Raw genomic sequence first — 15,069 nt, 5'->3', positions numbered from 1 at the left:
GTCGTCGGCTGCCGTTCCTGGCGCGCTTCCGCACGAAGGCGAAGGCCGTAGGAGGACTTAGCGACAGGAACGGCAGCCGACGGCTCCCTGCCCCAACGACGAGCCGTTAAACCCCAGTGACCTCATCCAGCCGTAAAGTCAGGCACTTGGCGGCGCCGCCAGACTTCATGAACTCATCCAGCGCCACCTCGATAAGCATGAAACCCGCGCCCTCCAGCCGCGACCGCAGATCCGGCCCCGCACGATTGAGGATCACGACCTTGCCGAGGTTCACCGCATTGCAGGCGAAATCGAGCGCATCGTGCTCGCTGACCGGAATGCGCAGATGCGGCGCGATATGCTTCTCGATCGACGCCAGGGACGCCGCATCGAAAGCATCCGGGAAGTACAACGTGTAGCCGCCCGCCAGCGGACAGAAACACGTGTCCAGGTGGTAGAAACGAGGATCCGCGAGCTTCAGCGGAATGACTTCGATATCCAGACGCGTCGCCAGTTCGGATGCTGCCAAGGGATCGGACCGATGTCCGTGCCCCATCCACAAACGACGCGACACACCGCGGTCGAACAACGCATCACCCGCCCCTTCGAAGAAGACGTCTTCAGCGATATCGACGATGTCGAATCCATGACGTGAGAACCACGCCCGGGCATGCGCTTCCTCGCCCTGCCGTTCGGCGTAGCGGAAGCGGCTCGGTACAAAAGCATTTCCGAACACGAGGCCCGCGTTGGCCGCGAAGCACATATCCGGGAGCCCTTCCGCAGGCGGCTGGAGAGCCACGTCGGCATGGCGCGACACGGTGTCGCGCAGCGCGTCCCACTGGCGGCGAGAGCGCTCGCTGGTGGTGTCATGCACGTGGTCGGTCATCCACGGATTGATGACGTAGCTGACCTCGAAGAATGTCGGAGCGCACATCAGCACGCGTGGAACCGTACGCTCGATCGTCGGGGACATCGTTTCTGCCATGGACGGGATGCGCCTGTATGGGGGAACGAACCCCCATCATGGCAGAAACGGCTACCGGTCCGTCAGTGCATTTTGCCGAGAATCGCCTTGACCGATTCCGACGAGAAATGCAGTTCCTTCAATGCTTCTTCGAGCGAGTCGCGCGAGTTCACCTCGCTTTCGACCTGCTCGCCGACGCTGGCCGGCGAGACGTGAACGTAGCGGTCGCCCTCCTGGTAGGCGATGCCTTCGTCGTGGAAGTTCTGCTTCGTCAGTACCTTGAAGGTGTGGTCGTTGGATTCCTTGATCGTGACCGAGCGGCCTTCGTGTTCTCCCTCGTAAACCGTCTTCCAGGTTGCCGACATGACTTCGTTCCCAAGACAGCACAACAGCGTGCGAGTCCCATTGTTGCGGACCCGTCGGACTGGAGATTGTGAAGACTTGCGTAAATCGGCTCTAACGTTTCAGTCCTTGAGGTGGGCGCGGGCCGCCGCCACGCGGGCCATGCCTGCCCAGTCGATGTCGCCGTCGCCCTGTGCCAGCGATTCCAGCAGCGTGTCGTGCAAGAGGCTGGCCAACGGCATCGGCACGCGCTCGGCGTCGGCCGCCGAACGGGCCAGACCCACGTCCTTGAAGCCCAGGCTGAGCTTGAACCCCGCCGGTTCGTACGTGTTCTTCGCGATCTGGCCGCCGTAATTCTTGAAGACCGGCGCGGCGAACAGCGAATTCGACATCACGTCGAGGAAGTCGGCGGCCGAGACGCCGTGAGCGCGGGTGAGCGCCGTGGCCTCGGCCATGCTTTCGATGGCGGCGCCGATCATGAAGTTGCCGCCGATCTTGACGATGACCGAGCGGATCGGGTCGTCGCCCATCGGCCAGATCTTGCCGGCAAGCAGATCCAGCAGCGGCTGCACCGTGGCGACGGCATCCGGCTTGCCGGCGACGACGATGTTGAGCGCGCCGGCGGCAGCCACGTCGGGACGACCGAATACGGGCGCGGCGACGAAGCCCAGGCCGCGCGTCTCGTGCGCTTCGACCAGCTCACGCGCCAACGCGACGGAGATCGTCGCGTGGTTCACGTGGACCGCCCCCCTGGGCAAGGCGTCGAGCACGCCGCCGTCGATCAGCACCTGGCGCACGGCCGCGTCGTTGGCCAGCATGCCGTGAATGACCTCGGCGCCCGCGGCGGCTTCGGCCGGGGTGGCGGCGACCGTGGCGCCCTGCTCCGCCAACGGCTTCGCGGCATCGGCCGAGCGATTCCAGACGGTGACTTCGTGGCCGGCCTTGATGAGGTTGGAGGCCATGGCCGCGCCCATGGCGCCGAGGCCGAGAAAACCGATACGCATGTCGTGCTCCTGTCAGACGGCCAGGCCGGCGGCATGTCCGCAAGCCCAGGCCCATTGGAAGTTGTAGCCGCCGAGATGGCCGGTCACGTCGAGAACCTCCCCGACGAAATACAGGCCCGGATGTCTTTTCGACATCATGGTGGAGGAAGACACCTCATCGGTATCGACACCACCGAGGGTGACTTCGGCGGTCCGGTAACCTTCGGTGCCGCTGGCGACGATGGGCCAGTCGGCCAATTGTGCGCCGATATCGTTCAGCTCGGCGGCGCGGTATTGACGCATGGGCTTATTGGGCAGCCAGATCTCGCAGAGGCGCTCGGCCAGACGGCGCGGCAGCAGCGACGACAGCACTGTCTTGAGCTCGGCGGCCGGACGCTCGGCCTGCCCCTGGCGCAAGGCCTCGGCGGCGTCCACGTCCGGCAGCAGGTTGACCCGCAGGTCGGCACCGGGCTGCCAGTACGAGGAGATCTGCAGGATCGCCGGGCCACTGACGCCGCGATGGGTGATGAGCAAGGCATCACGGAACGAGGTATCGCCAACCGTCGCTTCGACGGGAAGCGCCACGCCAGCCAGTCCGTCGAAGCGTTCCTGGTGCTTGCCGCTGAGCGTCAGCGGCACGAGACCGGCGCGCAGCGGCAGCACGGCATGACCGAACTGCTTCGCCACCTCGTAACCAAAGCCGGTGGCCCCGAGGCTGGGAATCGACAGCCCGCCCGTGGCGATCACCAGCGACGCGGCGCGCACAGGGCCCAGCGGCGTGTCGCAGGCGAAGCCACCGTCGGTCGCACGCAGCCGCGATACCCCGCAGTTCGTCTCGACACGCACGCCCGCCGCGGCGCATTCGTCCAGCAGCATGCGCACGATCAGCTTGGATGATTCGTCACAGAACAGCTGGCCTGGCGACTTCTCGTGCCAGGCGATCCTGTGGCGGTCGACCATGGCGATGAAATCCCACGGCGTGTAGCGCGCCAGCGCGGACTTGCAGAAATGCGGGTTGGCCGAGAGAAAGTTGGCCGGCGTGGTGGCGGTATTCGTAAAATTGCAGCGGCCGCCGCCGGACATCAGGATCTTCTTGCCTGCCCGGTTCGCATGGTCGACCACCAGCACGCGCCGCCCACGGCCGCCCGCGACGATGGCCGTCATCAGGCCCGCCGCGCCTGCCCCGATGACGAGTACATCGTATTCCATGCGTGGTTTCCGTGGTGCAAACGCACATGGTACCGCCGTCGCGTAAACTTGGTCATCGCCACCTTAGACAAGGACCCTGCCATGCCCTCCTTCGACATCGTTTCCGAAGTCGACAAACACGAGCTCGCCAACGCCATCGACCAGGCCAACCGCGAGGTCACCACGCGCTTCGATCTGAAGGGCACCTCGGCGAAGATCGAGCAGGAAGAGAACGTCCTGACCCTGCGCGCCGACAACGAATTCCAGGTCGGCCAGATCATGGACATCCTGCGCGCCCGCCTCTCCGCGCGGCAGATCGACGTGCGCTCGATGGACGTCGGCAAGGTCGAGACCAACCTGGCCGAGGGCCGGCAGAAGGTCACCATCAAGCAGGGGATCGAGCAGCCGGTCGCGAAGAAGATCATCGCGAAGATCAAGGAAGCGAAGCTGAAGGTCGAGGCGCAGATCAACGGCGAGAAGATCCGCGTCACTGGCAAGAAGCGTGACGATCTGCAGACGGCGATGGCGCTGCTGCGCAAGGCGGACGTGGAAATTCCGCTGCAGTTCGAGAATTTCCGCGATTGAGGTGACGGGTGTCGCGCGCGGGGCGCGCTTCTACAGAGGCCTTGCGCGCTTCTACAGCCCCGCGATGCGGCTCCGGTTGCGGCCGTCGTTCTTGGCCTCGTACAGCGCCTCGTCCGCGCGTCCCAGCAGCGAATTGAGCGACTCGGGCGAACGCCACATGGCCACGCCCGCACTCACGGTGATGCGGATCCGGTAGTCGCCGTGCACGATCGTCATCGCGCCGAGCGCATGACGCACGCGCTCGGTGATATCCAGCGCATGCTCGGCCAGCGCGCCCGGCAGGCAGAGGATGAATTCCTCACCGCCGAAGCGTCCCGCGAGATCGTCCGCGCGGCACATCGACGAGATCACGCGCATCGTCTCGCGGATCACCGTATCGCCGGCCAGATGGCCGAACGTATCGTTGACCGACTTGAAGTCGTCGATATCGAGCAGGACCACGCTGAACGGAATTCCGTCTGTGGACGCCCCCTGGCGTACGCGCTCGGCCTGTTCGAGGAAGCGGCGACGGTTGAGCGAGCCGGTCAGTTCGTCGGTGCCGGCGAGGTGATCCAGCCGCTCGTTGGCCGCCTTCAGATCCCTCGTGCGCGCGTCGACCTGGACCTGCAGCAACTCGGCGCGACGGCGCAGGTACAGCGTGCGCAGATAGACCAGCCCGAAGAACGCGACGACGCCGAGCGCCACGCCGGCGAGCAGCGTCCACGGGCTTTCGTACCAGCGCGGCACCACCGTCACGCGAACGGACGACTCCACGGTACGCCCATCCAGCCCGCGCATGGTCGCGCGCAGTCGCAGGGTGTAGCTGCCGCTGGCGAGGTTGGTATAGATCGCACTGGGCGGCAGGCCACGGGCCACCTCGTTCCAGCCACCATCCGCGTCGTCCATGCGATAGGCGTAATGGGTTTCCGACGGCGCCCGGAAGTCCAGCAGCGCGAAGTCCACGCGTAGCCGCCGGCCATCGCCATCGAGTGTGATGTGGCCGCCATCGTCAGGCAGGTCGGCGAGTGGCAGCGGTTTGTCGTTGGTAGACACATGCGTGATGGCGAGACGCGGCGGCGGCACATGCGGGGCCACCCAGTACGGACGGACCACGGTCAGGCCGCCCAGACCGCCGAACATCAGTTCGCCGCCCGGCGCCTCGGCGGCGGAGCGATGGATGTAGCTCGGAATACGCAGGCCGTCACGGATACCCAGGTCGGAGACGCGGCGGCTGTTCGCATCGACCATCGCTACACCGTTGGCCATCGAGGCCCAGATGCGATCGTCGTGATCGACCAGCAAGGCGTTGATCTTGGTATTGACCAGACCCTCGCGCGCACCGATCACGCCGAAGCGGAACGGTCCTTCCGGCTTGAAATCGTCGAGGTAGGCGATGCCGCCGAACGTCCCGATCCACAGGCGGTGGTGCGAATCGAACGCCAGCGAGCCAGTGTAGTCGTGCGGGAGGCTGGTCGGGTCGGCCGGGTCGTGATGCAGGTTCACGAAGCCGGGCTTGCCGTCATACGCGATGCTGATGCCGCTGATGGTGGAGAACCACCAGGCCCCGGGCATGCGCGTGATGTAACGCACCTGGTCGCCGACCAGACTCTTCGGATCGGACGCGTCGTGGCGCATCTGCACCAGCGCGCCGGTCGCCGTGTCGTAGCGGAACAGGCCGTCATAGCAGCCGATGAGGATATCGTCACCATCGCGCTGCATCGACAGGATCAGCTTGCCGTCCAGGCTCGGGATCACCGAGCTCTTCAGCTCGAAGGTCTCAGGATCGATCCGCGAAATGCCCTGCGCGCCCGCCCAGATCGACCCGTCGGGCGCCACGACGAAGGCCTGCACGTCGCGCTCGGCCTGTTCGCCACCGAGTTGCAGGTGACGCATGCTGCCCTTGCCCAGGTCGAGCAGATCGATGCGGCCCATGCCGAGACCGAGCCAGACCCTTCCGCGCGGATCGACGAACACCGAGTGCACGTTGGCGTTGGACAGCGTGTGGGTCTCCAGCGGCGACGGCAGCACGGAAAACACCTTGCGCCCGTTCGGGTCGTAGCGCGCCGCGCCGAGTTCGGTCGCGACCCAGATGTTGCCCGCGGTGTCCTGGTAAATGTCGCGGGTGATGTCGCCCGGCAGCGAGGACGGCATCGCCGCGTCGTGGCTGAGCGGACGCAGGCGACCCGTGTTCATGTCGAAGGTGACGACCCCCGCGCCATCCGTCGCGGCCCAGAGTACGCCCTGCGGTGTCTCATGGAACGCGCGCACGGTGCGCCGGTGGGCGAGGCTGTTCTTGCCCGACAGGCCCGGCACCGCATGGCCCTTCCCGGCGGTGTCGATGTAGATCGCCCCGGACTGCCCGGTGCCCACCCACAGCTGCCGCTTGCTGTCGGGCAGCAAGGCCCAGACCTGATCGTGCAGGATCTCGTCGATCGCCGGGTCCGACGAGACGACGCGCTCGAAATGACCGCCGCGACGACGCACGAACAGGCCGTTATCCGCCCCGGCCCACAGATTGCCGACTGCATCCTCCGCCACCACGAAGGTGCGCGGCAGCATCTCCTTCTCGTCGCCCGGCAGCCCCGAGACGCGCTCGATGTGGCCGCTGGTCACGTCGATGCGATCGATGCCGCCTTCCGTCGCGACCCAGTACACGTTGGGCTCGCGCGACGCGGCGATCGAAAAGATCTTCGCGTGCGATGTCCCGCCGGGACCCACCGGATAGACGTGGAAGCGCATCGTCTTCGGATCGAAGCGCACGAGGCCACCGGTGTTGGTGCCGATCAGCAGCCCGCCGTCGTCCAGCGGCATCAGGGCGCGCACGTAGGCGTCGGGCAGCACGGCGCCCGCGTAGGAATCGGGCTCCTGCCCGAATACCTGCGTGCGGTAGCCGTCGTAGCGGACCAGACCGCCGAACGTGCCGATCCATATCAGCCCGCGCTTGTCCTGCACGATGGCGGTGGTGGTCGAATGGGGCAAGCCATCCGCCACGCCCAGCGTGTCGAACCACGAGGTCTCGTAGACCGCCCACGGATCCACGCCCACCGTCGACGCGTTCCCCGTCGGAGTAACCTGCGCGGAGACCGCCGAAGCGACGACAAAGCACAGCAGGGCCGCGAAGGCGACCAGACGTGCTCGGAGGCGCGGTGAGCGAACGGGCCGCGGTGCGCGGTCAGCCAGCATAGGCCATCGTCGGGTCGAGGTAACGACTGAAGGCATCCGCGGTCATCGGCCGGGCGAAGAAATAGCCCTGACCGATGTCGCAGCCGAGATCGCGCAGCCAGTCGGCCTGCGCTTCGGTTTCGACGCCTTCGGCGATCGTCTGCATGTTGAGCTTCTTGGCGAGGCCGACGATCGCTTCGGTGATTTCGCGATCCGCCAGATTGAGCGAACTGCCACGCACGAACGACTGGTCGATCTTGATCGTGCCCACCGGGAGTTCCCGAAGGTGACCGAGGTTCCAGTAACCCGCGCCGAAATCGTCGATCAGCAGATCGAACCCGTGCGAACGCAGCTTGACCAGCTGGCGCATGGTCTCTTCCGGCTGGCGCATCGCCGTGGATTCGGTGAGCTCGAAACGGATACGCATCGGATCCACGCCATACGAGCGCACCACGCGATGCAGCGTCTCGACGAAGGCCGGGCGGGTCAGCTCGTGCATGGACAGGTTGATCGCCACGTAGTCGACCGCGATGCCGGCGGCATCCCAGGCCTTGACCTGCGTGAGCACCGCGCGCAGCACGTATTCGCCCAGCGCGTGGATGAGGCCGGAGCGCTCGGCCACCGCGACGAAGACGGCCGGAGGCACCTGGCCGCGCGTGGGATGGTTCCACCGGGCCAGCGCTTCGACGCCGGCCAGCGTGCCGTCGCGCAGGTGACGCTTAGGCTGGTATTCGACACCCAGGTTGCCCTGCTGCAGGGCTTCACGCAGTTCGACGGTGAGCGCGACGCGCTCGCGGGCCTGCTCGAGCATGCCCTCCTCGTAGAAGCGAAAGTCGGCCTTGCCGGTTTCCTTTACCGCGTACATCGCTGCGTCCGCGTTGCGGATCAGCATGTCGGCCACCGTACCGTCCTTGGGCGATACCGCGACGCCGATACTCGGGCTTACCGCAACGAACTGGCCGGCCACGCTGACCGGCTGCGATACGAGATCCAGCACCTTCCGGCAGACGCGAACAAGGTTTTCCATGCCGCCATAGGCCTGCACCACCACGACGAATTCGTCGCCACCGAAACGCGCGACCGTGTCGCGCTCACGCACACTGCTGCGCAGGCTGGTGGCGACCGCCTGAAGGAAAGCATCGCCCGCTTCATGGCCGAGCGTGTCGTTAATGGATTTGAAGCCGTCCAGGTCGATGAACATGACCGCGAGCGAGTCGTCGGAGGAGTCGGCCAGGGCCTGTTCCAGCGTCTGCAGCAGGAAGGCCCGGTTCGGCAGCCCGGTCAGCGTGTCGTGATACGCGTGAAAGGCCAGCACCCGGCGAGCCTGTTCGCGCGGATCGCGCAGGCGGCTGCGCAACTGGCGGCGCTGCCCCACCAGCCAGACGATGGCGGCAGTGGCCACCGCGACGACGACGATCAGACTGACCACCCAGCCCGGTCCAGCGCCAACGGTGCCGAAATTGGCACAGCGCGTACCGTCGCCCGACCCCGGAAGGGTCCAGCGGGCACACTTCGATGCGGCCAGGTGCAGGCCACTCTCGACGCTACGATGGTTCAACACACCACGCTCCGGCCCGGTATCCGGGGCACGTCTTGCTTTAAAAACGGAACGACCGCGCCCGGGAGCCTGGAAACACGCCAGGCGCGAAACGACGTCTCCCTAGGTCTAACGGCCACCACCGCCCCCGACTTTAGCCCTGCGTGAGAAAAAGAACGCCATCACTGATCGGATGATGATAGACCGGCAAAAAAACGCAATCCGCCTGATGACCTGCCTTTCCGAAAATGTGCACTACCTGCGTACTTGTCCGGAAGCCGGCTCAGTTCCCACTGGCCGGCAGATAGCGATCGAACCAGGCCAGAGCGCGGGCCAGCACGTCACGGCGGTTCTCATCGCGCGCAAAGCCGTGACCCTCGCCCGGGTAGACCACCAGCGAAGTCGGCACGTTCTGGGCGCGCAGCGCATGCCAGAACTCGAACGACTGCGGGGCGGGCGTCTCGGCGTCACGCTCGCCGACCACGATCAGCGTCGGCGTCTTCACCTGTTTGATGAAATTGATGGCCGAACTCTTCGCATAGACAGCCGGATCGTCATACACCGACGCACCGAAGTACGGCGTCATCCACTGGTCGATGAGGTTCTGGCCGTAATAGCTCTGCCAGTTGGAGATTCCCGCGCCCGCGACCGCCGCGCGGAAACGGTTGGTCTGGGTCACTCCGAACATCGTCATGAAGCCGCCGTAGCTCCAGCCCGTGAGGCCGAGGCGCTTGTCGTCGACCGGGTGATTCTTCTCGATCGTATCGACGCCCGCGAGAATGTCGCGCATGTCGCCGTAGCCGAAATCCTTGCGGTTGGCCTGGACGAACGCCGCGCCCTGCCCGTAGCTGCCACGTGGGTTGGGCATGAACACGAAATAGCCCAGCGCGGAAAGCGGCGCACCGCCGTAGCCGACACCGGGCCAGCGCGGCGTGACCGCCGCGGCAGGACCGCCGTGCACCGAGACGATCATCCCGTAGTGCTTTTTCGGGTTGTAGTGCGCCGGATACAGCAGCCAGCCCTGCACCTCGTGGCCTTCGAAGGTCCACGAGATCGATTCGGCCTTGCCCCACGACGGCTTGAGCGCGGCGTTGAATGAGGTCACCGCCACCGGCGCGTGCGCGGCGGCGAGCGTGGCGACCTGTACCTCATAGGCCTTGTCGAACGAACTGCCGACGAACGCGGCCTTGGTGGCCTTCGCATCCAGCGACAAGGACATCGAGAGGCGACCGTCACCGATCGTCATGGGCAGATCGAACAGGCGGGTCGCCGTGGCGACGCCTTCAGCCGGCAGCGCATAACGGGACACGCGGCTCGACCCGCCCGTGTGCTCACCCACCAGCAAGGCGTCGTTCGCCGTCCAGGTGAGCCAGGCCGGCGTGGTGTGGATATCCGGAGTGACGTCCACGGGCGCGGCACCGCCGGTGGCCGGGACCGTCCAGATGTCACCACCGGTCGAGCCCTGATCGCTCATGAGGCCGCCGATGAAGGCGATGCGTGAGCCGTCCGGCGAGAAGCGCGGCACCGCCACCTGCAGCCCCTTGAGGGGACCGCTGAGCGTTGCGGTGTCGACGACGACGTCACCCTTGCCACCTTCGGTCGACGGCTGGACGTAGAGTTTGGCAACCCACCAGTTGTTGTCTCCCGGCGGCTCGGCCGCGACGTACGCGATGCGCGCACCGTCGGCCGAGAAGCTGAACTCGTAGACGTGCAGGCCAGCGGGCGTGAGGACGTGGACGTCCCCGCCCGCCGCGTCGACGCTGGCCACCTGCTGCACTTCGATACCCTCGACGCCGACTTCGCCCAGCTGCGGCTTCGCCGCCGCGGTGGCGCTGGCGCGGCGGGTCGCGTTCGGCACGTAGAGGAAGCCAAGCTGCTTACCGTCAGCGCGCCATTCGAGGCCGCTGACGTAGCCGGTAAGGTGGGTCAGCCGCACGGGCGCGGCGCGGGTACCGGTGTCGACGGTGTAGATGTCGTTCTGCTTGCCCTCCTCCACGCCCGGGGCGCTGCCCGCGCAATCGGACAGGAAGGCGAGATGGCGGGAGTCGGCGGCCCAGGCGACCGAGGTCTCGCTGCACCCCTTGCTCGCGGTGATGCGGTGGGCATGCTGGCCCTGCGCGTCGGCGATCTCGATCACCGGCTTGCCATCGGTCTTCACCGCCCAGGCCAGCTGCCTGCCATCGGGCGAAAGCGCGACTGACTCGATCGTGCGGACCTTGGCCAGCGACGAGAGGATGGCCGCGATACGCGGGTCATCGGCGGATTTCGTCGGGGTGTCGGCGAGGCTGGCCTGGGTGAAGGCGAGCGCGACGGCCGCGGCGATCCACTTCGTACGCATGGGGTGACCTGGTGTGTGATTGAGGTGTGAAAACTATCACGACACTCATTACTCTCGCGAGCACCCCTTCCCTGGTGGCCGTCTGGGAGATGTGACCGAAGCCCGCCTCCGGCGGGAGACAGGCTCTGGTGGGAGCCCGGCTCCGGGAGACAGGCTTCGCCAGGGCCCAACCCTGTCGGCGAGCTGGACTCCGTCAGGCCAGCAAGTGGGAAAACTCCGGATTGCGCTTGAACCAGGTCGCCGCATAGGAACAAGCGGGCTGAACCTTCCAGCCCCTGGCCTCTGCGGCCTGCACGGCGGATTTCGTCAGGATGGAGGCAATGCCCCGCCCGCCCACGGGCGATGGCACACCGGTGTGCGTGATCGTCATCACGTTGCCGGCGAGGCGGTACTCCACCTCGCAGGTGTGACCGTCCACCACGGTCGTGAACACCTGGTTTTCGGTGTCATGCGTAATTTCCAGCGGTTTCGCGTTGTCGCTCATCGGTCATCTCCATCAGAAGGACAGCCGCACCTTCGCATTCTCTGGATGGGCGGGCCGTTAAGGTCAGGCGATCATCCCCCCACCGAAGGAGAATCTCCATGCAGAAGTCAGGCTCAGCGGTCTGGAAAGGCGGCATCAAGGATGGCCAGGGCACGATCTCCACCCAGACCGGCGTACTGAAGGAAGCCCCCTACGGCTTCAAGTCGCGCTTCGAAGACGGCCCGGGCACCAACCCCGAGGAACTGATCGGCGCCGCGCACGCTGGCTGCTTCTCGATGGCGCTGTCGCTCATGCTCGGCAACGCCGGCCTCACCCCCGACAAGATCGAGACGAAGGCCGACGTCACCCTCGACAAGGACGGCGAAGGTTTCTCCATCACCAAGGTGCATCTCACCGTGAAGGCGAAGATCCCCGGTACGGACCAGGCCGGCTTTGAAGCCATCGCCAGGCAGGCGAAGGAAGGCTGCCCGGTATCCAAGGTGCTGAATGCCGCGATCAGCATGGACGCCACCCTCGAAGCGTAAACTGCTCCGGCCGCCGGCCCCGGCCGGCGGCTTCCCTGGCCGACAGGATCGAACCCAGCGTGCTGATCATTCACGAACACGGCCAACGCCAGCCCATCCGCTGGACAGCGGACATGGGCAGGCCGAAAGCTCCCATCTGGGTCGACCTCTTCGATCCCAGCGAAGACGAGAAAAAATGTGCCGCCGAGATCTCCGGCCTGCGCATTCCGGAACGGGCGGACGTCGACAACCTCGCCCTGTCCAGCCGTATCCGCACGGACGACGACGCGATGTACCTGTCGATCCCGTATTTCGCGGATGTCGATCCCGACGCCCCCAACGGTACCGGCCATCGCCCTTCCCCCGTCGGCATCGTAGTCACCGGGCATGTCCTGATGACGCTTCGCTTCCAGACCTCGCCCGCCTTCGACCTGGCGGCGCGGAGCTGCGATGAGCAGCACTGGGATTCCAGCGCCGACGTGCTGGCGACGCTGATCGAGGCGATCGTCAATCTCGCGGCCAGGCGCATGGAGGACGTCTCCGCCGATCTGAAACAGCTGTCCGACCGCGTCTTCACCACCGAGCGCCTGGGCACGCCCGCCCTGCGCGACTGCATGCTCGAGGTCGGCCGGCTCGAGGGCGAGCAGGCACGCAACCGCTCTTCCATGCTGGGCGTGCAGCGTATCGTCTCGTTCGTCAGGGCCAAGCAGCCCGAGTGGATGTCCGATCAGGTCGAGGTCCGCCTGCGCGTGGTCGATCACGACCTTCGCACCCTGGACGAGTTCGACGATCAGCTGACGAACAAGCTGCAGTTCCTGCTGGATGCGAGCCTGGGCTTCATCAGCACGGACCAGAACCATGTGATGAAGGTGCTGACGGTGACCTCCGTGGCGACCATTCCTCCGGTGATCCTGGCCGGCGTCTGGGGCATGAACTTCAAGCACATGCCCGAGCTGGACTGGACCTTCGGCTACCCGATGGCGATCGGCGCCATCCTGCTGAGCATCCTGTTGCCCGTGCTGTTCTTTAAATGGCGGGGCTGGCTCGAAGGCGACTGAGCGGCGTCTCTAGCGCAGTCCTTCACCATCGTGAAGGCCTGTAAACCTGACGTACGTCGCATTTTTTTACATTGGGCCGTATTTTCCCTAAAGTTCGCGGCTGCACTGCCGTTAGCACCCTTGAGGGTCGCCCGGTGGAAGCCGGTCGAAACGACACGGGGCTGCCATCCGGCGCGCCCGACTCGGGGGAGGAAGTGTTCGGTGCCAGTCAGTAGTCACTATCGCGTTCGCCACGCCCCGTCGTGGGGTCGTCCATGAAGACGCCGTGGCATGCCATGACGGGCGGCCTTCCCGAGACGCGACTGCTGGCGTCGGTGGCCGAGTTCACCCACCACCGCGATATCGACGCCCTGGACCACAGCCTGGTCCTTTCGCTGGCCGAGCTTATGCCGGTCAACAGCGTCACCTTGTGCAAGCGTGGCGAGAGTCTGCAACAGCCCATCGAGTCGATGGTGGTCTGCGGCCGCAAGAGCGAGGGCGGATTCGTCGTCAACGCGCTGGAACCACCGCGCGAGGGCGACCCGGTCGACACCATCGTCTGCGCGATGGAAACCCTCGAAGCGATCAGCGACGTCACCGACAACGGTGACTGCCGCCTCGTCATTCCCATTCAACGCGACGGGTCCGCGATCGGCGCCCTGATGCTCGAGGCCGACGATTCGCTCGACGCCGTCCGTGTGATGGTCGAAGGCTTCGCGCGCATCTACGGCAACTACATCGCCCTGCTGAACGAGAGCGAGCGCGACAAGCTGACCGGCCTGTACAACCGCCGCAGCTTCGAACAGCGCCTGCGCCGCCTGCTCAAGCTCAGCCGCCAGCGTGCGCGTGCCGCCGTGGGCGGCGAGGACGAACGCCGTGGCGGCGTGCGCGACGACGACAGCAAGATCTACCTCGCCATCCTCGACATCGACCACTTCAAGCGGATCAACGACACCTACGGTCACGTCTACGGCGACGAAGTCATCCTGATGCTGGCCCAGCAGATGCGCGCCAGCTTCCGCCAGAGCGACGTGCTCTTCCGCTTCGGCGGCGAAGAGTTCGTCATGCTGATCGCCGCGGAAAACGAATACGTGGCGCAACACGCGCTGGACCGCTTCCGGCAGTTCATCGCCGATCACACGTTTCCGCAGGTCGGCCACGTCACTGTCAGCATCGGCTATGCGCGGATCACCGAGAACGACTATCCCGAAATCGTGCTCGATCGCGCGGACAAGGCGCTGTACTTCGCCAAGGAGAACGGTCGCAACAGCGTCTACGGCTACGAAAGCCTGACCCAGCGTGGCGAGCTCGCCGCGCCGGTCGCCCTCGGCAGTATCGACCTCTTCTGACCACGTGATGGCCCGCTAAGCGGGCTTCGTCGGATAATGCCGCCCCGCGGCCCTGCCGTGTGGTCGCACCCGGAATGCCAGACTGATCCTCGGCCCGACCTCGCCGCGCGACTTCGGGATGCCGTGGTCGTAATGGAACTGCGTGGCATGGCTCATTGTCAGCAGGCTGCCCGCCTCCAGATCCAGATCGAAGCTGCGCTTCGCCCCTTCGCGCTCACGCAACGTCATCCGCCGCGTCGCACCTAACGACAGCAGCGCGATCGGCTCGCCTTCCGCGATCTCGTCGATATGGTCGTTATGCGGCGCCACGCTGTCGCGACCGTCGCGATAAAGGTTGAGGCCCACGGAGGTGAACCGCACCCCGGTGGCGGCGACCGCTTCGCGAGCAGCCTCGGCCAGGGGCGACGGCAAGGACGGATCGTCCAGCACGTAATGCTGCACCAGCCGCGGTACGTCCACTTCGCGCCCGTACATCTCACGCCGCTGCGCCTGCCACGGGATCGTCGACATCAGCGTGTCGAACCATCGCGCCGCCATCGGGGACGCGATAAGGCCCGGCTCGTACGCGAACCGCCCGTGCTCATCGTCGACGATCACGAGCGGTCCGGCAGCGAACAGCGAGCCCTGGGTCACGTCGCC

At 65.8% G+C, this 15,069-nt stretch carries 13 protein-coding genes; 4 read left to right on the top strand and 9 right to left on the bottom strand.

Going from position 1 to position 15,069, the window contains the following annotated elements:
• Positions 1–106 precede the first annotated feature (106 nt).
• From J2X57_RS19730 to J2X57_RS19715, 4 genes are all read right to left on the bottom strand, one after another.
• Positions 107–952: an arginine deiminase-related protein gene (locus J2X57_RS19730; RefSeq protein ID WP_309869691.1), complete on the bottom strand. Its 846-nt coding sequence runs from the start codon at positions 950–952 to the stop codon at positions 107–109.
• A 74-nt stretch (positions 953–1,026) separates the two neighbouring features.
• A complete protein-coding gene (locus J2X57_RS19725; RefSeq protein WP_036112584.1) occupies positions 1,027–1,308 on the bottom strand; it encodes a hypothetical protein in 282 nt (93 codons plus the stop codon).
• A 99-nt stretch (positions 1,309–1,407) separates the two neighbouring features.
• Positions 1,408–2,289 (bottom strand): NAD(P)-dependent oxidoreductase, encoded by an 882-nt coding sequence (locus J2X57_RS19720; protein WP_309869688.1) that lies wholly within the window; start codon positions 2,287–2,289, stop codon positions 1,408–1,410.
• A gap of 12 nt (positions 2,290–2,301) precedes the next feature.
• Entirely contained in the window at positions 2,302–3,477 is a 1,176-nt protein-coding gene (locus tag J2X57_RS19715) for an NAD(P)/FAD-dependent oxidoreductase (RefSeq protein ID WP_036112577.1), read from the bottom strand.
• Between the two features lie 81 nt (positions 3,478–3,558).
• Between J2X57_RS19715 and J2X57_RS19710 the strand changes: the two genes are divergently transcribed.
• Positions 3,559–4,041 carry a YajQ family cyclic di-GMP-binding protein gene (locus tag J2X57_RS19710; RefSeq protein ID WP_036112575.1) on the top strand — a complete coding sequence of 161 codons (483 nt, stop codon included), beginning with the start codon at positions 3,559–3,561 and terminating at the stop codon, positions 4,039–4,041.
• A 51-nt stretch (positions 4,042–4,092) separates the two neighbouring features.
• Here J2X57_RS19710 and J2X57_RS19705 read toward each other — a convergent pair whose 3' ends face one another.
• The 4 genes from J2X57_RS19705 to J2X57_RS19690 all read right to left on the bottom strand — a co-directional run bounded on the left by J2X57_RS19705 (position 4,093) and on the right by J2X57_RS19690 (position 11,541).
• Positions 4,093–7,203, bottom strand: a complete 3,111-nt coding sequence (locus J2X57_RS19705) for a ligand-binding sensor domain-containing diguanylate cyclase (RefSeq protein WP_081907437.1) — start codon at positions 7,201–7,203, stop codon at positions 4,093–4,095.
• The gene (locus tag J2X57_RS19700; RefSeq protein WP_143025821.1) at positions 7,193–8,740 is read right to left on the bottom strand and encodes an EAL domain-containing protein; all 1,548 of its coding nucleotides are present in this window, start codon (positions 8,738–8,740) and stop codon (positions 7,193–7,195) included. Before J2X57_RS19700 ends, J2X57_RS19705 begins: the two co-directional genes overlap by 11 nt.
• A 262-nt stretch (positions 8,741–9,002) precedes the next feature.
• The gene (locus tag J2X57_RS19695) at positions 9,003–11,057 is read right to left on the bottom strand and encodes a S9 family peptidase (RefSeq protein WP_309869675.1); all 2,055 of its coding nucleotides are present in this window, start codon (positions 11,055–11,057) and stop codon (positions 9,003–9,005) included.
• A gap of 193 nt (positions 11,058–11,250) precedes the next feature.
• Positions 11,251–11,541: a GNAT family N-acetyltransferase gene (locus J2X57_RS19690; protein WP_036112569.1), complete on the bottom strand. Its 291-nt coding sequence runs from the start codon at positions 11,539–11,541 to the stop codon at positions 11,251–11,253.
• 98 nt (positions 11,542–11,639) lie between these two features.
• Between J2X57_RS19690 and J2X57_RS19685 the strand changes: the two genes are divergently transcribed.
• From J2X57_RS19685 to J2X57_RS19675, 3 genes are all read left to right on the top strand, one after another.
• Positions 11,640–12,065: an OsmC family protein gene (locus tag J2X57_RS19685; RefSeq protein WP_036112565.1), complete on the top strand. Its 426-nt coding sequence runs from the start codon at positions 11,640–11,642 to the stop codon at positions 12,063–12,065.
• 59 nt (positions 12,066–12,124) lie between these two features.
• A complete protein-coding gene (locus J2X57_RS19680) occupies positions 12,125–13,102 on the top strand; it encodes a CorA family divalent cation transporter (RefSeq protein WP_051943525.1) in 978 nt (325 codons plus the stop codon).
• 254 nt (positions 13,103–13,356) lie between these two features.
• Positions 13,357–14,430, top strand: a complete 1,074-nt coding sequence (locus tag J2X57_RS19675) for a GGDEF domain-containing protein (protein WP_051943524.1) — start codon at positions 13,357–13,359, stop codon at positions 14,428–14,430.
• A 15-nt stretch (positions 14,431–14,445) separates the two neighbouring features.
• Here the strand turns inward: J2X57_RS19675 and J2X57_RS19670 are convergent, their stop codons facing one another.
• On the bottom strand, positions 14,446–15,063 hold the full coding sequence (locus tag J2X57_RS19670; protein ID WP_309869665.1) for an alpha-ketoglutarate-dependent dioxygenase AlkB: 618 nt from the start codon (positions 15,061–15,063) through the stop codon (positions 14,446–14,448).
• Positions 15,064–15,069 lie beyond the last annotated feature (6 nt).

The sequence above is a fragment of the Luteibacter sp. 1214 genome (assembly GCF_031455395.1).
In the GTDB taxonomy this organism is placed as follows: domain Bacteria; phylum Pseudomonadota; class Gammaproteobacteria; order Xanthomonadales; family Rhodanobacteraceae; genus Luteibacter; species Luteibacter mycovicinus.
The sequence above is the reverse complement of the archived record's forward strand: the minus strand, read 5'-3'. Positions and strand labels throughout refer to the sequence as shown.